This window comes from Mesorhizobium sp. M0808, assembly GCF_040320025.1.
Classification (GTDB): domain Bacteria; phylum Pseudomonadota; class Alphaproteobacteria; order Rhizobiales; family Rhizobiaceae; genus Mesorhizobium.
In genome coordinates this window covers 1-19275 of sequence record NZ_JAMYOX010000041.1, presented here as the reverse complement: position 1 = coordinate 19275, position 19275 = coordinate 1, and the positions used below count along the sequence as shown (strand labels likewise).

Below are 19275 nucleotides of genomic sequence, written 5' to 3'. Positions count from 1 at the left end.
TCAGTCCTTTGTTCCAACGCCCGGCGGATCGTCCGCGATTCGGGCGTATAGGTAATGGTCCTGCCAGATGCCGTTGATCCTGAGATAGGATCGTAGCAGTCCTTCGCGCCGGAATCCGGCTTTTTCAAGCACGCGGATCGACCGGGCGTTGTCGGGAATACAGGCAGCTTCGATCCGGTGCAATCGCAGCGTTTCGAAGGCGAAACGCGTCACCACCTTGACGGCATCGGTCATCAGGCCGCGTCCGCTGAAGCGCTCGCCGATCCAGTAGCCGATATGGCCGCTTTGGGCGACCCCGTGGCGGATATTGCCGAGGGTGATACCGCCGGCCAGCCTGCCGCTGCTTTTCTCGAAGATGAAGAAGGCGATCGCCGTCCCCTGCGCGTAGTCCTCGCGGTAGCGCCCGATACGATGCCGCCACGCCGTGCGGTCGAGTTCGTCAGGGGTCCATCGCGGCTCCCACGGCTCAAGAAAAGCGCGGCTTTCACTGCGCAGCACCGACCACTCGCGATAGTCGTTGGTCAGCGGTACGCGCAGCGTGACAAGCTCGCCCTTCAGTGCCGGCAGGTCGCGGCGAAAGAAAGGGAGCGCGAACACGACGCTCGAATAGGCTTAGACGGCAAGCTTACGGGCAGTGGTCTGCGTGCCCGAAAGCGAATCGAGGATTGCCTCATAGGGCGCGAGCGTACCCACCGGCCCGACGGCTGTAAGCGTCGGCTTGGTCGAAAAAAGCCGGGACGACAGATCCGTCAGCCGCTCGACAGTCAACGCCGCCAGCCGCTCCATCAGCTCTTCCTTGGCGATCGGCCTGCCGAACAGAAGCAACTGCCTGGCGATCTGCGAGGCGCGGCTGGCCGGGCTCTCGGCCGACATGATCAGCCCGGCGCGGTATTGGGCACGCGCCCGGTCAAGCTCCTCCTGCAGGATGTTTTCACCGGCCTTTTGCAGCTCGTCAATGATCACAGGCACCAGCTCGGCAATATCGCTTTGTCCGGTCGCCGCATGGACCCCGAAGACGCCGGTGTCGGAAAAACCCCAATGGAAGGCATAGACCGAATAGCACAGGCCGCGTTTTTCGCGGACTTCCTGGAAAAGTCGCGACGACATGCCGCCGCCCAGGATCATCGACAGGACCTGGGAGGCATAGAAATCGCGGACGTGATAGGCGCGGCCCTCGAAACCCAGCACGATCTGGGCGTCCATCAGGTCGCGGTCCTCGCGAAAATCGCCGCCGACATACTGCGCATATTGCGGGATGGTGCCGTCGGCCTTGCCGCGGAAGCTGCCGAGACGCTTTTCGACTTCCCGCACGAAATCGTCGTGCTTGATATCGCCGGCCGCCACCATCACCATGTTCTCGGCACCGTACTGTCGTTCGATGAAGTCGTGCAGCTGCTTCGAAGTGAAGGATTTGACGGTTTCCGGCGTGCCAAGAATCGAGCGGCCGATAGTCTGGTGGCGGAAGGCGGTCTCGGTAAAGTGATCGAAAACGACGTCGTCGGGCGTATCGTGCGCGGCGCCGATCTCCTGCAGAATCACATGCTGCTCTCGTTCCAACTCCTGCGGATCGAATTCGGATTCCTGCAGGATGTCGGAAAGGATATCGACGGCCAGCGGCACGTCGTCGCTCAGAACCCTTGCATAATAGGAGGTCGTCTCGACGCTGGTGGCGGCATTGATCTCGCCGCCGACGTCCTCGATCTCCGAGGCAATCTCGAAGGCGCTTCGCCGCCTGGTGCCCTTGAAAGCCATGTGCTCGAGCAAGTGCGCCATTCCGTGCTCTTCGTCACGCTCGTTGCGTGCGCCCGACTTGACCCAGGCGCCAAGGGCAACAGATTCGAGGCTTGGAAGGGTTTCGGTGGCGACTGTCAGGCCGTTCGACAGACGGCTTACCTCAACACCCATATGGCAATTACTCCCTAACGCGCCGCCCGCGTGTGGCGGCCGAGATAATCTTCCACCATTTTCAGGTCGGATGGAAGTACCGTGTATTTTTCCTCGGCGCTCATCAACCCGCCTAGCCATGCAGGCAGGGCAGGCGACACGCCGCTGGCGGCTTCGACGGCGGCGGGAAACTTTGCCGGGTGCGCAGTGCCCAGCACCACCATCGGCACCTCACCCGCAGCCTTGCCGGCGGCCACATGCACGGCCGCGGCCGTATGCGGGTCGAGCAGATAGCCGCTCGCCGCAAGTGTGGTGCGGATGGTGGCGGCGACCTCGTCCATGGTGGCGCGGCCGGCGTCGAATTCGGAGCGGATCCTGGCGATTTCCCCGGCCTCGATGGTGAAGGCGCCGGACTGCTTGAGCCCGTCCATGTAGCGCCGCACGGTCGAGGCATCGCGGCCGGACGCCTCGAACAGCAAGCGTTCGAAGTTCGAAGACACCTGGATGTCCATCGAGGGCGACGTGGTCGAAAAGACCCCCTTCATGCGGTATTCGCCGGTCGCCAGCGTGCGCGCCAGAATATCGTTGTCGTTGGTGGCGATGATCAGCCGTTCGATCGGCAGCCCCATCTTCTTGGCGGCATAGCCGGCGAAGATGTCGCCGAAATTGCCGGTCGGCACGGTGAAGGAAACCGGCCTGTCGGGCGCGCCGAGCGACAGGCCGGACGAGAAATAATAGACGATCTGGGCCATGATGCGGGCCCAGTTGATCGAGTTGACGCCGGACAGCGATACCCGGTCGCGAAAACCGTGGTCGTTGAACATGGCCTTTACCAGGCCCTGGCAGTCGTCGAAATTGCCTTCGATCGCCAACGCATGGACGTTTGCGGCGGTCGAGGTCGTCATCTGCCGCTGCTGTACCGGCGAGACGCGGCCGTGCGGGAAAAGCACGAAGATGTCGGTGCGGTTGCGCCCGGCAAAGGCATCGATGGCGGCCCCTCCGGTGTCGCCGGAGGTGGCACCGACAATGGTGGCGCGCTGGTCGCGCTCGGCCAGCACATGGTCCATCAGCCGCGCAAGAAGCTGCATCGCCACGTCCTTGAACGCGAGCGTCGGGCCGTGGAACAGCTCGAGCACGAAGCTGTTCGGCCCGGTCTGCACGAGCGGGCAGACGGCCTCATGGCGGAAGGTCGCATAGGCTTCGCGCACCAGCCGTTCGAACACCGGCGCCGCGATCTCGCCGCCGAGGAACGGCGACAGCACACGGATGGCAAGATCGGGATAGGCAAGGCCGCGCATGGCGCGGATCTCGGCTGCGGAAAAATGCGGCCAGGCGCTCGGCAGGTAGAGCCCGCCGTCGCGCGCCAGTCCGGCCAGCACCGCGTCGGAAAATCCAAGCGCGGGCGCTTCCCCGCGGGTACTCACATATTGCATCGTCACGTTTCCATTGCTGCCGGGAATTTTCGCCCGCCGCGAGGTGGTGGATTTCTGCGCAGGCTCAGTCGCATTTTTGCCGCGCGGTTGATATACGTCACCGGCTTTGCGAGAGGGAAGTGCAGTTCATGGCGTTTCATTCATTCAACGGTCGTTTTGTCGCGGGTCTGGCGCTCGCCGGCTTTATGCTTGCCGCCGCAGGTTGCCAATCGAGCGACAATGGAATTCTCGGCTTCGGCAAAAAGGATACGACACCGCCACCGCCACCCGATCCCAAGGTGCTTTCCAGCCAGCTGCAGGCCTATTGCCCGAAAGTGACGTTGCGTGACGGCACTGCCTTCTTCAATACCTACGCCAAGAGCGGTCCGAAGCCGAAGAAAAAAACCGATGTTGCCGCCGAGGAAGCCGCCCAGCCGGCAGCGGACGCGGCTGGCGCCGATCAGCCGGACGATTCCGCCAAGATCATCTATCAGGCTTCGATCACCGATGTGACCCGCGACTGCAGCCGCGCCAACGGCTCCTTGTCGATGAAGATAGCCGTCGCCGGCAAGGTCGTGCCTGGCCCGATGTTCACCCCCGGCACCATCACCATGCCGATCCGCATCGCGGTGATGCACGGCACCGAAGTTCTCTATTCGCAGCTTCACTCCTATCAGGTCCAGGTTACCGATCCTTCGAGTGCCACGCAGTTCGTCTTCACCGATTCCAACGTCGTCGTTCCGGAGCCGACGGCGAAGGACTACCAGGCATATGCCGGGTATGACGAGGGCGCTCCGAAAGTAGCGACAGACAAGCCGAGGAAGAAGAAAGCCGCCGCGACCAACTGAGCCGCTGCATTCGCGCCACGGCGGTTGGAGGCGGCCTCTCAGGCGTCCGCCGACCATTCCGACAGCGCGGCGATCACGCTTTTCAGTTCCGCCCAGCGGCGGATGACCGTTTCCGCGCCGGCCTCGGTCAGCGCATCGGCGTGGCCGGGATAGCTATGCGCCGCGCCGGTGAAGCCGATGACGCGCATTCCCGCCGTCTTGGCGCCGGTGACGCCATGCACCGAATCCTCGATGACAAAGGTGTTCGCAGGATCGGCCTTGAGCTTTTCCGCGGCGAACCGAAACACGTCCGGCGCCGGCTTGGATTTCCCGGTCGGGGTTTCCAGCGAGGAAAAGATACGGCCGGCAAAGAACGGCAAAAGCTGCACCTTCTCCAGCATGAATTCGATTCGCTCCGAACGCGAATTCGAACAGACGCAGCGCGGCACTGCTACCGCGGCGACAGCCTCGTGCGCCCCGTCGATGGCACGCACGTCGCTGCGCAGCCGACGATCGACCAGCTGTTCCTCCTTGTCGATCAGCGAGGCCTGGAACGGGATCCGGGACTTTTCCTCGACCCGCATCATGATGTCCTTGAAAGTCAACCCGGCATAGACCTCGGAAATCTCCTCGGCCGATATCTCGTAGCCGGCCGAGGTCAACAGCTCGGCATCGATCCGCGCGGCGATGATTTCGGAATCGACGAGCACGCCGTCGCAATCGAAGATGACAAGGTCTGGCTGGGGCATGGTGATCCGGAAAGCGGGATGAGGGGAATGCCGAGGGCCCTTTGGTCCAAACGGCTCAGGCGGCGCGGCATACACCAACAGGCCGGGCTTCGCAAATTCGGCGGGCTGCTTCACTGAATATTTACGCTGATCGGTAACCATAACGGACAGTAAACAGTAACGCGTGCCTTGGGTGTCACAATGTCTGCCGTGCGTCTTCTCGACGAGCTTTCCGATGCTCCCCAGCAATCCGAGTGGCTGGATACGATCCTGAAGGGCGACTGCGTCGCCGCGCTCGAACGGCTGCCGGAAAAGTCGATCGACGTGATCTTCGCCGATCCGCCCTATAATTTGCAGCTCGATGGCGATCTGCACCGGCCCGACCAATCCAAGGTCGATGCCGTCGACGACCATTGGGACCAGTTCGACAGTTTTGAGGCCTACGACGCCTTCACCCGCGCCTGGCTGCTGGCGGCGCGCCGTGTGTTGAAGCCCAACGGCACGATCTGGGTTATCGGCTCCTACCACAATATTTTCAGGGTCGGGGCAAAGATGCAGGACCTGGGCTTCTGGATCCTCAACGACGTCGTCTGGCGCAAGACCAATCCAATGCCCAATTTCCGTGGCCGCCGTTTCCAGAACGCGCATGAGACGATGATCTGGGCATCGCGCGACCAGAAGGGCAAGGGCTACACTTTCAACTACGAGGCGCTGAAGGCATCGAACGACGACGTCCAGATGCGCTCGGACTGGCTGTTTCCGATCTGCACCGGCGGCGAGCGCCTGAAGAACGACAATGGTGACAAATTGCATCCGACGCAGAAGCCGGAAGCGTTGCTTGCCCGCGTCATGACGGCATCGACCAGGCCGGGCGACATCGTGCTCGACCCGTTCTTCGGCTCAGGTACCACCGGGGCTGTGGCCAAGCGGCTTGGCCGCCACTTCGTCGGCATCGAGCGCGAACAAACCTATATCGATGCCGCCATGGAACGTATCGATGCGGTCCGGCCGCTGGAAGGCGCCAATTTGACGGTACTGACCGGCAAGCGCGCTGAGCCGCGCGTCGCCTTCGTCACGCTTCTCGACAATGGCCTGGTGGCGCCAGGCGCCACGCTTTACGACGCCAAGAAGCGCTGGGCGGCAAAAGTGCGCGCCGACGGCACGCTGGCGATCGGCGACAGTGCCGGGTCGATCCACAAGATCGGCGCCGAGGTGCAGGGGCTGGACGCCTGCAACGGATGGACCTTCTGGCATTATGAGCGCAGCGGCGGCCTGACCCCGATCGACGAGCTTCGCCGCATTGCTCGGCTAGGCATGGAGCGGGCGGGCGCCTGACGGCTTCCGAGTTGCGACAGATCGGTTAATGCGAAGGCTCAACCAACTCCTGGAACCGATTCAAATCACACTTTGATCCCAAGCCGCTCAAGGTCCGCCCTGAGCGTCTTTGCATCGGTGAACAGCACCGACTGCCAGCCCGCCGCCTTGGCGCCGTCGACGTTCTTCTGGCTGTCGTCGATGAACAGCGTCGCTGACGGTTCGAGGCTGAACGCGGCGACGTGGTGGTCATAGATGGCGCGATCCGGCTTGATCTGGCGGATGTCGCCGGAAACGGTGACGCCGCGCGGCCGATTGAGGAAATCGAAGCGCTCGCGGGCCTCGGCGAGCGTATCCGCAGCGAAATTGGTGAGCATCGTCACGTCATGGCCGCTGTCGATCAGGCCGATCATGATGGCGACGCTGTCCTCATAGGCGTGAGGCACCATCTCGTGCCAGTGCCGGCGGAAATTGCGGATATTTTCGGCGTGCTCGGGATATTGCGCGATCGCCAGCGCTTCGGCCTCTTCCCAACTGCGGCCGCGATCCTGCTCGATGTTCCAATCATGCGTGCAGACATTGTCGAAGAACCATTTCCGTTCGTCGGGATCGGGGATCAAGCGACTGAAGGGCAGGTCCGGATCATAGTGGATCAGCACTTTGCCGATGTCGAAAACGATGTGGCGGATTTCAGTCATTCTTCTCTCTTTCAACGCGGCCGCTGCTTTTTCGTCGCGCCCGGCATCGCCGCTTCGATTACCTTTTTCATGACGCTCGGCAGCGCTTCCCCGGAAATTTCATGCGCCAGCGACCAGAAATGCCCGACCGGGGCGGCAACGTCGGTCTCCGCCTTGAACACGTCGAGTTCAAGCGCAAAATGGGTAAAGATATGGCCGATGCGTCCGGCCTGCTGCCAGTTGCCGGGGAGCGGGGCCGCCGCTTCCGTGGTGGCGCCGTCTATGCGCGCCGTCCAGCCGGTCGTCGGCACCTCAGTCATGCCGCCGAGCAGGCCTTTGTCCGCGCGCTTGCGCAGAAGGATGGCGCCGTCGCACCTGACGGCAACGAAGGCGGCACCGCGGCGTAAGGGTCTTTCGGCCTTGGGCAGGCGGACCGGAAAGCGTTCGGGGTCGCCCGAGGTCGTGGCGCTGCAGTCCACGCGAACGGGGCACAGAATGCAGCGGGGCCGGCGCGGCGTGCAGATCGTCGCGCCCAGGTCCATCATCGCCTGCGCGAAGTCGCCGGGCCTTGTCAGGGGAACCATGCGTTCGACCTGGCCGCGTATCTCGCCCTTGGCTTCGCCCAGCGGCGTGGCGATCGAAAACAGCCGTGAGACGACCCGTTCGACATTGCCGTCGACGACCGCGGCTGGTCGGTCGAAGGCGATCGCTGCGATCGCCGCCGCCGTATAGGCGCCGATGCCGGGCAGTTCCTTCAAGCCGGACTCGCTGTCCGGAAAGCGGCCGCCTTGCCGCGCGACGAGATCGGCACAGGCTTTGAGGTTACGGGCGCGGGAATAATAGCCGAGCCCGGCCCAGGCCTTCATGACGTCTTGGGTCGGTGCCGCCGCCAGCGCCTGGACCGTTGGCCATTTCTGCATGAACGCCTGAAAATAGGATTTTACCGCCTCGACCGTGGTTTGCTGCAGCATCACCTCGGAAAGCCAGACCAGATAGGGATCGGGCCGCGCCCCGCCCGCCAGCGCGCGCGGCGAAACGCGCCAGGGCAGGTCGCGGTGATGCGCGTCGTACCAGCCAAGCAGCCGGGAGGCGATCTCGACATTGTCTCCGGATACGGCCTTGCGGGTCTGGTCGTGCAGTGCCATTGATCGAGGGTCGGCCCTAATCCATTGGTGCTGAAGCTGGAGAACGCACATGGCAGGGAAAAGGCCCTTCGGCAATCCCGTTCCGGTGAGCGATCTCGCAACCGAGATCCTCGACCCGGTGCTGCGCAAGCGGGCCGGTATGTCGATCGGACTGGTCCAGTCATGGGAAGAAATTGCCGGGCCGCGGCTTGCCGGCCGCTCGCGCCCGGAAAAGATCCAGTGGCCGCGCCGCATGCATGAGGACGATCCTTTCGAACCGGCGGTGCTGGTGATTGCCTGCGAGGGTGTAGCGGCACTGCATCTGCAGCACGAGACCGGCGAGATCATCAACCGGGTCAATGCCTTCCTCGGTTTCAATGCGATCGGCCGGATCAGGATCGTGCAGAAGCCGGTAATGGCGGGCAAGGACAAGCCGAAACCCAGTTTGCGGCCGCTGACTGCGGCCGAGAAAGCGAAGCTGTCGGGCACCGTTGGTTTGATCGAGGACGGCGGGCTGCGCGCCTCGCTGGAGCGGCTTGGCGCCACCATTCTCGGTCAAAAGAAACCGTGATCTCGCGCTATCGTGATGGTATGCCCCGATATGGCGATTGGAATAGGGACGGTAATGCCTTAATTCGCGCCAACTCTCGCTTTTTGTAGACTTTGCATTGCAAAATCCAACTATTGCCAGGTGATTCGTATGATCCGTTCCTTGTCCCGCAGAAACCTTTTGACTTCGCTGGCCGCAATACCAGCGGTGGCGCTGCTTGCCGCCTGCAGCGACTCGGGCGAGAAAGCCGAGGCGCAGGATGTGAAGCCTGCGGCTCCGGAACCTGCGAAGCCGGCCGCTCCGGCCGCCGCGGCGCCGGAGGCTCAGGGCACGGTCGATATGGCGGCACTGCTGAAGCCCGGCGCATTGCCCGACATGCAGCTCGGCAAGGACGATGCAAAGGTCACTATCGTCGAATATGCATCGATGACCTGCCCGCATTGCGCGCATTTCGCCGAGACCACTTTTCCGGAGCTGAAGACGAAATATATCGACACCGGCAAGGCCCGTTACATACTGCGCGAGTTTCCGTTCGATCCCAGCGCCGAGGCCGGTTTCATGCTGGCGCGCTGCTCCAAGGACAACTATTTCCCGATGGTCGACGTGCTGTTCAGGCAGCAGGCGAACTGGGTTGGTGTGAACAATACCAAGGACGCGCTGCTGCAAATCGCCAAGCTTGCCGGTTTTACACAGGAGTCCTTCGAGGCCTGCTTGACGGACCAGAAACTTCTGGACGATGTGAGATCTGTCCAGAAGCGCGGCGCCGACGAATTCAAGGTCGATTCCACACCGACCTTTTTCATCAACGGAAAGACCTACAAAGGGGCGATGTCGATTGCGGAAATGTCGGCCATCATCGACCCGCTGCTCTGACGTTTCGGCAGCGCCGAAGCGGCGTAGCTTCGGCGTGCGCACTACTTTGTCTTGCCGCGGGTTCTCCTTGCAAAACAGCGGCACAGTTTTGCGAAACTTGGCTATGGGCCGGCGCGAATGAAGTTCTCGCGCCTTCGCCTCCTCGGCTTCAAATCCTTCGTCGAACCCGGCGAGTTCGTCATCGAACGCGGTCTGACCGGCATCGTCGGGCCGAACGGCTGCGGCAAGTCGAACCTGGTCGAGGCGCTGCGCTGGGTCATGGGCGAAAGCTCCTACAAGAACATGCGTGCGTCCGGCATGGACGACGTCATCTTTTCCGGCTCGGGAACGCGTCCGGCCCGCAACACCGCCGAAGTCACGCTGTTCCTCGACAATAGCGACCGCACCGCGCCGTCCGCCTTCAACGACGCCGACGAATTGCAGGTCTCGCGCCGCATCGAGCGCGAGGCCGGCTCGCTCTACCGCATCAACGGCAAGGAGGCTCGCGCCAAGGACGTTCAGCTGCTGTTCGCTGACCAGTCGACCGGCGCCCGCTCGCCCTCGATGGTCGGCCAGGGCCGCATCGGCGAGCTGATCCAGGCAAAGCCGCAGGCGCGCCGCGCGCTGCTGGAGGAGGCGGCCGGCATTTCCGGCTTGCACACACGGCGCCACGAAGCCGAGCTGCGGCTGAAGGCGGCGGAACAGAACCTCGAAAGGCTGGACGACGTCGTCGGCGAGCTGGAGGGTCAGATCGAAAGCCTGAAACGCCAGGCCCGCCAGGCCTCGCGCTTCAAGAACCTGTCGGCCGACATCCGCAAGGCCGAAGCGACGCTGCTGCATCTGCGCTGGACGCTGGCCAAGACGCAGGAAGGCGAAGCGCGTTCGGCGCTGGCGATTGCCACCGCGCTGGTCGGCGACCGTGCCGCCGCCCAGATGGCTGCCGCCAGGGAACAAGGCATCAACGCCCACCGGCTGCCGGACCTGCGCGATGCGGAAGCCGCTGCCGCCGCCGCCTTCCAGCGTCTATCGATCGCCAAGGCGCAGATCGAGGAAGAGGCAGGCCGCATCCGCGCCCGCCAGGCTGAGCTCGACCGCCGACTGCAACAGCTCGATGGCGACCTTGCCCGCGAGGAGCGCATGGTCCGCGACAATGCGGATATCCTCGAACGCCTCGCCGCCGAAGAAGCCGCGCTCAACGCCGAAAACGCCGGCGCCGCCGAGCGCGAGGCCAGCACCCGCGCGGCTTTCGAGCAGGCGGCATCGACGCTTGCCTCGAGCGAGGCCAGGCTCGCCGCGCTGACCGCCGAACGGGCGGAGGCTGCCGCCTCGCGCAACCAGATCGAACGGACGCTGCGCGACACCGCTGAGCGCCGCGACCGCTTTGCCCGCCAGCTTGCCGATGTCGACCGCGAACTGTCGGAGATCGTCTCCAGAGTCGCCGGCCTGCCCGATCCCGCCGAGAAGCGGCTGCTGGTCGATCAGGCGCTGGCGCTGCTCGAAAAGGCTGAGGCAGCCGCCATTGCCGCCGAACAGGCGGTCGCCGAGGCGCGTGCAGGCGAAAGTGCTGGCCGCCCACCGGTTCAGGACGCAAAGGCCGAGCTGGCGCGGATCGAAACCGAGGCCCGCACGCTGGCCAAGATCCTCAACGCCGCCAGCGGCGATCTATTTCCCTCGGTGCTGGAGCAGATCAGCGTCGAGCGCGGCTACGAGACGGCGCTGGGTGCCGCGCTTGGCGAAGATCTCGACGTGCCGCTCGACCGCAGTGCGCCGGTACATTGGGGCCAGAGCGAAATCCAGCCTGCCGACGCCGCATTGCCCGAAGGCATAAGGAGCCTCGCCAGCGTTGTGCGTGCGCCGGCACAGCTGGCCCGCAGGCTGGCCCAGATCGGCATTGTCGAAGCCGCCGACGGAAGACGGCTGCAGACGCTGCTTGCTCCCGGTCAACGGCTAGTCAGCCGCGAAGGCGCGCTCTGGCGTTGGGACGGCTTCACCGCCAGCGCCGATGCCCCGACCGCCGCCGCGCAGCGGCTGGCGCAGAAAAACCGGCTGGCCGAGCTCGATGCCGAAGCAGTCCATGCCACGCGCACCCTGCGCGAAGCTGAACAAGCCCTTGCCCAGGCCGAACAGGCGCTTGCCCAGGCGAGCGAGGCCGAACGCAACGCCCGACAGGCCGGGCGCGACGCCCAGCACGGGCTCGACGCTGCCCGCAATACGCTGGCCGAGGCCGAAAAAGCCGGCGGCGAGCTGTCGAGCCGGCGTGCAGCACTTGACGAGGCGCGCGCACGCATTGTCGACAGCCATGAGGAAACGGCGGCGGCATTCGTCGAGGCGGAAATGCTGCTGCAGGACGCGCCCGATCTCGGCGATCTGCAATTGCAGCTCGAGCAGTCGGCCGCCAACGTCGCCCGCGACCGCGCCGCCCTTGCCGATGCGCGTGCCGTTCACGAGGGCCTGAGGCGGGAAGCCGAGGCACGTGCGCGCCGGCTCGACGCCATCAGCGTTGAACGGCGCAACTGGGTCGAGCGCGCCGAAAACGCCTCGACGCAGATCGCGGCGCTCGGCGAACGCAAGGCAGAGGCCGAGGCCGAGCGCGAGCAACTGGCCGACGCTCCCGACGAGATTGACGCCAAGCGGCGCGCCCTGCTGTCGCAGCTCGCCGAGGCCGAAAGCCTGCGCAAGGCAGCGGGCGACCGCTTGCAGGAAGCGGAGAACCGGCAGTCCGAGCTGGACAAGGCTGCGACTGCTGCCATCCAGTCGCTGGCCGAGGCGCGCGAATCCCGCGTTCGCGCCGAAGAGCGGCTGACCGCCGCCGACGAGCGTCGGCTGGAAGTCGAGGCGCGCATCCAGGAAACGCTGAACACGCCGCCGCATCTGGTGATCCGCCACACCGGCCTCGAATCCGACAGCCCGATGCCCGAAATGGCCGAGATCGAGCGTCAGCTCGACCGGCTGAAGGTCGAACGCGAACGGCTCGGTGCCGTCAATCTGCGCGCCGAGGAGGAGCAGAAGGAACTGTCGGACCGGCTGGAGACCATCGTCTCCGAGCGCGACGACATCATCGAGGCGATCCGCAAGCTGCGGCAGGCGATCCATAGCCTGAACCGCGAAGGCCGCGAGCGGCTGCTCGCCGCCTTCGAGGTGGTCAACGGCCATTTTCAACGGTTGTTTTCGCATCTGTTCGGCGGCGGCACCGCCGAGCTGCAACTGATCGAGTCCGACGATCCGCTCGAAGCGGGGCTCGAGATCCTGGCGCGCCCGCCCGGCAAGAAGCCGCAGACGATGACGCTGCTGTCCGGCGGCGAGCAGGCGTTGACGGCGATGTCGCTGATCTTCGCCGTGTTCCTGACCAATCCGGCGCCGATCTGCGTGCTCGACGAAGTCGACGCGCCGCTCGACGACCACAATGTCGAGCGTTTCTGCAATCTGATGGACGAAATGGCCGCAACCACCGAAACGCGCTTCGTCATCATCACACACAACCCGATCACCATGGCGCGCATGGACCGGCTGTTTGGGGTGACCATGGCCGAACAAGGCGTCAGCCAACTGGTGTCGGTTGACCTGCAGGCGGCCGAAGCCATGCGCGAGGCAAGCTGACGCATCAGCTTAATGGTGGTCTCCACCTCGGCTTTCGACTATAGCACGACAAAATGGGCCGGATCTGCCGCTCCAGATACCGGCCCGGCTATGCGCGTGGAGAAGCTTGTTGCCTATACTTGTCACCGGAGCCGCGGGATTCATTGGCAGCCACGTTTGCCACCATCTGCTCGACCGGGGAGAAGCGGTCGTCGGCGTCGACAACATGAACGACTATTACGACCTGGCGCTCAAAAAGGGGCGGCTTGCCCGCCTTCTGCCCCATAAGGATTTTTCGTTCCACCAGATCGATATTGCCGAACAGGGCGCGCTTGCAGCCGCTTTGGCCGGGCAAGGCATCGTTAGGATCGTGCACCTTGCAGCGCAGGCGGGCGTGCGCCACTCACTCGACAATCCGCGGCTCTATATCCGCTCCAATGTCATGGGCCACCTCGAAGTGCTCGAATTCTGTCGCGCCGAACCGGCATTCGAGCATCTGGTCTATGCCTCGTCGAGCTCGGTGTATGGCGGCAACCGCAGCGTGCCGTTCAGCGAAGCCGATCAGGTCGACAAGCCCGTTTCGCTTTACGCTGCCACCAAGAAAACCGATGAGTTGATGAGCCACACCTACGCCCATCTGTTCGGCATACCGCAGACCGGCCTGCGGTTTTTCACGGTCTACGGTCCCCGGGGCCGTCCCGACATGGCCTATTGGATGTTCACGCAGGCGATGCTCGAGGGCAAGCCGATCCGGGTCTTCAACAATGGCGAAATGTGGCGCGATTTCACCTACATAGACGATGTTGTAAAGGCGGTTGTCGCCGTGCTCGACAAGCCGCCGGCGGCTGACGTTCCGCCGAGCAGGCTCTACAATGTCGGCAACAACCGGCCGGTGCGTCTGGGCGACTTCATCGACATTCTGGAAAGGCTGCTCAAGGTCAAGGCAATCCGCCACAACGAGCCGATGCAGGCGAGCGACGTCGAGAAGACTTACGCCGACATGACCGCGCTGGAGCGGGATTTCGGCTTCAAGCCTAGCGTTTCGATAGAGGACGGGCTGAAGAAGTTTGTTGACTGGTACCGGCCGTACTCGAAGCAGTGATTTGCATCGCTCGCCGTGACGCCTTCAAGCGTGACACCTGGAGTGGGGCGCAAGTCGGTCCGCAAAATCATCGTTTTGTCCTAACATCCTGTTAACCACATGCTTGCTGAAAAGTATCTGATTAACCTTTGAGGCGCTTATGACCGCTATGTTTCGTGGCTTGCTGTTCAGTATGAGCTGTGTGGATGTGCGGATTCGGGGGCTATTTCGGTTCAGTCCGGGATGCGGAAGCTTTGCTTGCGCGCATGACGTCTGCGATCGCCCATCGCGGGCCGGATGAACAAGGGAAATTCGTAGCGCCCGAGGCTGGACTTGGGCATGCGCGGCTGTCGGTGATTGGAATTGGTGATGGCCAGCAGCCGATGTCCGACGAAACCGGCAATTTGACGATTGCGTTCAACGGCGAGATCTTCAACTACGTGGAATTGCGCGAAGGGCTGCTGGCCAAAGGTCGACGCTTCCGCACGTCGAGCGATACCGAAGTTCTCCTGCAGCTGTATGACGAGATGGGCGAAGACTGCCTGTCGCTCCTGAACGGTGATTTCGCCTTCGCGATTTGGGATAACCGGCGGCGGCGGATGGTGCTTGCAAGAGACCGCATGGGTGTTCGGCCGCTGTTCTACACCAGCAAGGACGGGGTGCTCTACTTTGCGTCGGAGATAAAGGCCCTGCTGAAGATACCCGGCGTCTCGGCCGAAATCGATCCGATTGCACTCGACCAGATCTTTACGCTGTGGGCGCCGATCGCTCCACGCACGGCTTTCCGCAACATCCACGAGCTGGAGCCGGCAAGCGTGATGATCGCGACACAGGGGCAAGTCACGGTCAAACCATATTGGCACCTAGACTACCCGTATCCGGATACGCCATCGAAGATCACCAATGAGGACGACGCGGCCGAGGAACTGCAGGCCCTGTTGACCGACGCGGTGAGGCTTCGCATGCGCGCCGACGTGCCGGTCGGTTCTTACCTTTCGGGCGGGCTCGATTCATCCCTCGTTTCGGCACTCGCGGCCGGCATGACTCCTCTTAAGCTGCAGACATTTTCCGTGACGTTCGACAGCGCCGAGCATGACGAAAGCGCCTTCCAGACCGAAATGGCGTCAGCACTTGGCACGCGCCATCGAACCATTGCGTGTCGTGCCGGCGATATCGCCGGTGTGTTTCCCGAAGTCATCCGCTTTACCGAGCGGCCGATCATCCGCACGGCCCCGGCCCCCCTATATCAACTGTCCGGCCTCGTTCGCCAGGCCGGTTTGAAAGTGGTGCTGACAGGCGAAGGCGCCGACGAGGTCTTTGCCGGTTATGATGTCTTCAAGGAAGCGCGGGTTCGCCGTTTCTGCGCGCGACAGCCGGCATCGCGCATAAGGCCACAACTGTTCCGCAAGCTTTATCCCTATCTGCCGGGCCTGCAACAGCAGTCCGTGGAGTACCTGGCTGCGTTCTTCGGAACCGGTAGCGCTGCCCTGGACGATCCGCTGTTCTCGCATCGGCCGCGTTTCAAGACCACATCAGCGGCGAAGATGTTCTTTTCCGGTGACCTGCGCGCGACATTGAAGGGGTATGACGCAGCCGAGGACCTGGCCAGCCGGTTGCCTGAGGCATTTTCCCGGTGGCATCCGCTGCATCAGGCGCAATATCTCGAAACCCGCTTTCTCCTGCCAGGCTACATCCTCTCCAGCCAGGGCGATCGCATGGCCATGGCGCACGGTATCGAAGGGCGTTTCCCCTTCCTTGACCATCGCTTGGTAGAGTTTGCGGCCAGACTTCCGCCGGAGATGAAGCTGAAGGGACTGGTGGAAAAACACATATTGCGCAAAGCTGCCAAGCACCTGCTTCCGACGGCCATCCGCGAGCGCACCAAACAGCCTTACCGGGCACCGGAAGCCCGCTCCTTCGTTGGAGCGGGAGAACTGGACTACGTACGCGATTCACTGAGCGAGGCGAGCATCGCCGCCGGAGGACTATTCAACGCCAAGGCGGTGGCGAACCTGCACGAGAAATGCCGCTTGCAGCCAGCGTCCGGATTCCGCGACAATGCGGCTTTCGTCGGCATTTTGTCGACGCAACTGTGGCAGAAGATTTTCACTGGCGAAAAGGTCGGTGCAGCACGAGCGGCCTGAGAAATCGAGGGAATGAAAAATCATGGTAGCAATCAAGGACAAGGTCAAAACCTTTATCGTCGACAACTTCCTGTTCGGGGACACGTCCTACGAGCTTGCAGACTCCGTATCACTGATCGAGAACGGCATCATCGACTCGACGGCCGTGTTGGAGCTCGTGGCATTCATAGAGGATGATTTCGGCATAGCGATGGTCGATGCCGACATCGTACCGGCCAATCTGGATTCGATTGACCGCATCTCAGCCTTCATCAAGGCAAAGGCAGAAGCGCTGGCAGCGTAGGCGCCATCGGCGAGGAGGGTCCGTGCGGATCGAACATTTTCTGACGGCGAAGGCCGCTGCCCATCCAGCCAAAACGGCATTGATCACCGAGCACAAAAGGCTGTGCTATGAAGAGCTGGACGATCTTTCGAGCCGTCTGGCCGCCGCCCTTTTCATGAATGGCGTCAGTCGCGACGACCGGGTCCTGATCTTCATGGACAATTGCTGGGAGGCTGCGGTTTCGATTTTCGCAGTTCTTAAAGCAGGCGCGACTTTCAGTCCGATCAATGCATCCACCAAGGCCGAAAAGCTGGCCTACATCATCGCCGATTGCGACGCAGCTGCGATCCTCACGCAAGCAAAACTGATGCCCGTGGTCGCCGAGGCGTGCGGATCGTCCGGCAAGACGTCCTCCGGCAAGACCGGCATCTTCGTGGCCTCCACCGTTGCTGCCGATAACCAATGCCCGGCAGGGGCCACATCCCTGGCGGATTGCTTGACGCTCCAAGCCAGGGAGATTGATCACCGCGGCGTTGACGTCGATCTTGCGATGTTGATCTACACCTCGGGCTCGACCGGCCGGCCCAAGGGCGTGATGATGACGCACCGCAATTGTGACGCGGCGGCCGACTCCATCACCACCTACCTGCGCAACTCGCCCGACGACATCATCTTGAATGTTCTGCCCCTCGCTTTCGACTACGGCCTCTATCAGTTGCTGATGGCTGTCAGGCTCGGCGCCACGCTCGTGCTCGAGAAGTCCTTCGCTTTTCCCCAGGCGGTCTTTGAACGCATCCGCCAGGAAGGCGTCACCGGGCTTCCGCTCGTGCCCACGATGGCAGCGATGATCCTGCAGATGCGTGATCTGGCGCCGGGCTTCCTGCCCAGCCTTCGCTATATTTCCAACACGGCGGCTGCCTTGCCGACGGCTCACATAGAACGCTTGCGGTTCCTTTTTCCCGGAGTCAGGCTCTATTCGATGTATGGCCTGACGGAATGCAAGCGCTGCACCTATCTGCCGCCCGAGGAGCTCGACCGCCGGCCGGGGTCGGTCGGAATAGCCATTCCAAACACCGAAGCCTTTATCGTCGACGACCACGGGCAACGAGTGCCGCCGGGCATAGCAGGTGAATTGGTCATTCGCGGGCCGCACGTCATGCAGGGTTATTGGCGAAACGAAGCTGCGACGGAACAAACCCTGCGCCCAGGCCCGAACCCTTGGGAGAAGGTTCTCTACACCGGCGATCTGTTCAGGGCCGATGAGGACGGCTTTCTTTATTTCGTCGGCCGCAAGGACGACATCATAAAGTCGCGGGGAGAGAAGGTGGCGCCCAAGGAAGTGGAAGCCGTGCTTCACGCTCATCCGGGCATCGCGGAAGCGGTTGTCTTCGGCGTGCCGGATCCTGTGCTTGGGCATGCGATCGGCGCATGTGTCGTACGGTCCGACCCAGCGCTTGGCGAAAAAGATGTCGTTCGTCACTGTGCACGTCATCTTGAGGACTTCATGGTGCCCAAGATCGTCGAGTTTCGCCGCGAGCTGCCCAAGACGGATACCGGCAAGGTCAGCCGTCGGCTTGCGGCAGAGATGATGGAGGCCGCGCAATGAATGTTCGCCCGACCGAGGACGCGCGGACCTTTGTGGCGAAGGCTCTGGCGATCGACCCAGCCGCTGAAACGGACCGTATCGTAACGGCCTTGCGCCAGCAGTTGCGCGAGCTCCGCAAGCGGGGCCTTGTGCTCGGTCTTTCGGGCGGGATCGATTCGAGCGTGTCGGTCGCGTTGGCCGCACGTGCCGTCGGTCCGCGGAATGTGCTTTGCCTGTTCATGCCGGAAAGCGATTCTGATCCCGAAAGCCTGCGGCTCGGCCGCCTCGTCGCCGAAACTTTTGGTGTCGAGGCTGTGACGGAGGATATCGGGCCGGCCTTGCGCGCGATGGGCTGCTACCAGCGCCGCGACGCCTTCATCCGCGAATTGGTCCCGGAATACGGCGAAGGCTGGGCCTCGAAGATCGTGATCGCGAACGCGCTCGAGGGCCAAGGCTATAATATCTCGTCGCTGGTGGTGCAGGATCCCGAAGGCAAGCAGACGAAACTGAGAATGCCGTTGCCTGTCTATCTCGGCGTCGTCGCCGCTACCAATATGAAGCAGCGCACCCGCAAGCAGATCGAATACTATCATGCTGATCGTCTGAACTTCGCCGTTCTTGGAACACCGAACCGGCTGGAATATGATCAGGGATTCTTCGTGAAGAACGGTGACGGCGCCGCGGACGTGAAGCCGATCGCCCACCTCTATAAAACGCAGGTCTATGCGCTGGCGCCCCATCTCGGTGTTCCGGAGGAAATCCGGAACCGGCCGCCGACCACCGATACCTACTCGCTGGCGCAGACACAGGAGGAGTTCTATTTCTCGCTTCCATATGACCGTATGGATATTTGCCTTTACGGTCTCAACAACGGCATGGCGGCCGAAGTGGTGGGGCAGGCGGCGGGGTTGGCCGCCTCACAAGTGGAACGCGTCTGGGCCGATATCATCGCCAAGCGCAAGGCGACGCGTTATCTGCACCAGCGTCCGCAACTCGTCGAGGAAGTCGAAGAACTCGGTACCTGACCTGCTTCGAGACCGGCCACGTCCCAAAAAGCGCCTTAGGGTCAAAACTCAATCAGCAGGCTGCCGCCAATGGCCGAGATGGGCGGGAAGTTGCCGTTCGTCTCATCTGCCAGACGAGCACGTTGCGCCAATGAACGAACCCGCTCGCGGGAGGGGCGCGGGGTTTGAGGCGTGAGCTTTGTTGGCAGCGTCGGTGAGGCTTTAATCGATCAGGGGTGACGGACGGCCATCGGC

The 19275-nt window shown here is 62.8% G+C and carries 16 protein-coding genes; 10 read left to right on the top strand and 6 right to left on the bottom strand.

The window, feature by feature from the left end; translation table 11 throughout:
• The 3 genes from NKI25_RS29985 to thrC are packed head-to-tail and all read right to left on the bottom strand — an operon-like array spanning position 1 to position 3317.
• Entirely contained in the window at positions 1–597 is a 597-nt protein-coding gene (locus NKI25_RS29985) for a GNAT family N-acetyltransferase (protein WP_023674149.1), read from the bottom strand.
• 15 nt (positions 598–612) lie between these two features.
• Positions 613–1905, bottom strand: a complete 1293-nt coding sequence (locus NKI25_RS29980) for a M16 family metallopeptidase (protein WP_023674150.1) — start codon at positions 1903–1905, stop codon at positions 613–615.
• 14 nt (positions 1906–1919) lie between these two features.
• Positions 1920–3317 (bottom strand): threonine synthase, encoded by a 1398-nt coding sequence (thrC, locus tag NKI25_RS29975; RefSeq protein WP_023674151.1) that lies wholly within the window; start codon positions 3315–3317, stop codon positions 1920–1922.
• A gap of 128 nt (positions 3318–3445) precedes the next feature.
• Between thrC and NKI25_RS29970 the strand changes: the two genes are divergently transcribed.
• Positions 3446–4144 (top strand): hypothetical protein, encoded by a 699-nt coding sequence (locus tag NKI25_RS29970; RefSeq protein WP_023674152.1) that lies wholly within the window; start codon positions 3446–3448, stop codon positions 4142–4144.
• Between the two features lie 38 nt (positions 4145–4182).
• Here the strand turns inward: NKI25_RS29970 and NKI25_RS29965 are convergent, their stop codons facing one another.
• Positions 4183–4872, bottom strand: a complete 690-nt coding sequence (locus NKI25_RS29965) for an HAD family hydrolase (RefSeq protein WP_023674153.1) — start codon at positions 4870–4872, stop codon at positions 4183–4185.
• Between the two features lie 180 nt (positions 4873–5052).
• Between NKI25_RS29965 and NKI25_RS29960 the strand changes: the two genes are divergently transcribed.
• The gene (locus NKI25_RS29960) at positions 5053–6186 is read left to right on the top strand and encodes a site-specific DNA-methyltransferase (protein ID WP_023674154.1); all 1134 of its coding nucleotides are present in this window, start codon (positions 5053–5055) and stop codon (positions 6184–6186) included.
• Positions 6187–6251: 65 nt separating this feature from the next.
• Here the strand turns inward: NKI25_RS29960 and NKI25_RS29955 are convergent, their stop codons facing one another.
• Entirely contained in the window at positions 6252–6863 is a 612-nt protein-coding gene (locus tag NKI25_RS29955) for an HAD family hydrolase (protein WP_023674155.1), read from the bottom strand.
• A gap of 11 nt (positions 6864–6874) precedes the next feature.
• Positions 6875–7987 (bottom strand): A/G-specific adenine glycosylase, encoded by a 1113-nt coding sequence (gene mutY, locus NKI25_RS29950; protein WP_353000176.1) that lies wholly within the window; start codon positions 7985–7987, stop codon positions 6875–6877.
• A 49-nt stretch (positions 7988–8036) separates the two neighbouring features.
• On the opposite strand from mutY, the gene NKI25_RS29945 reads away from it, so the two are divergent.
• The 8 genes from NKI25_RS29945 (at position 8037) to nadE (ending at position 19041) form a co-directional block, all read left to right on the top strand.
• Positions 8037–8537: a DUF721 domain-containing protein gene (locus tag NKI25_RS29945; protein ID WP_023674157.1), complete on the top strand. Its 501-nt coding sequence runs from the start codon at positions 8037–8039 to the stop codon at positions 8535–8537.
• Between the two features lie 129 nt (positions 8538–8666).
• Positions 8667–9389, top strand: a complete 723-nt coding sequence (locus NKI25_RS29940) for a DsbA family protein (protein ID WP_352622951.1) — start codon at positions 8667–8669, stop codon at positions 9387–9389.
• Between the two features lie 117 nt (positions 9390–9506).
• Complete coding sequence (gene smc, locus NKI25_RS29935) at positions 9507–12965, top strand: chromosome segregation protein SMC (RefSeq protein WP_353000173.1); 3459 nt, start codon at positions 9507–9509, stop codon at positions 12963–12965.
• A 109-nt stretch (positions 12966–13074) separates the two neighbouring features.
• Entirely contained in the window at positions 13075–14046 is a 972-nt protein-coding gene (locus NKI25_RS29930) for an NAD-dependent epimerase/dehydratase family protein (protein ID WP_353000171.1), read from the top strand.
• 185 nt (positions 14047–14231) lie between these two features.
• Positions 14232–16169 (top strand): asparagine synthase (glutamine-hydrolyzing), encoded by a 1938-nt coding sequence (asnB, locus tag NKI25_RS29925; RefSeq protein WP_352829453.1) that lies wholly within the window; start codon positions 14232–14234, stop codon positions 16167–16169.
• 19 nt (positions 16170–16188) lie between these two features.
• On the top strand, positions 16189–16452 hold the full coding sequence (locus tag NKI25_RS29920; protein ID WP_352449958.1) for an acyl carrier protein: 264 nt from the start codon (positions 16189–16191) through the stop codon (positions 16450–16452).
• A 22-nt stretch (positions 16453–16474) separates the two neighbouring features.
• Positions 16475–18037 (top strand): class I adenylate-forming enzyme family protein, encoded by a 1563-nt coding sequence (locus NKI25_RS29915; RefSeq protein ID WP_353000169.1) that lies wholly within the window; start codon positions 16475–16477, stop codon positions 18035–18037.
• Entirely contained in the window at positions 18034–19041 is a 1008-nt protein-coding gene (gene nadE / locus NKI25_RS29910) for an NAD(+) synthase (RefSeq protein WP_352708219.1), read from the top strand. Before NKI25_RS29915 ends, nadE begins: the two co-directional genes overlap by 4 nt.
• Positions 19042–19275 lie beyond the last annotated feature (234 nt).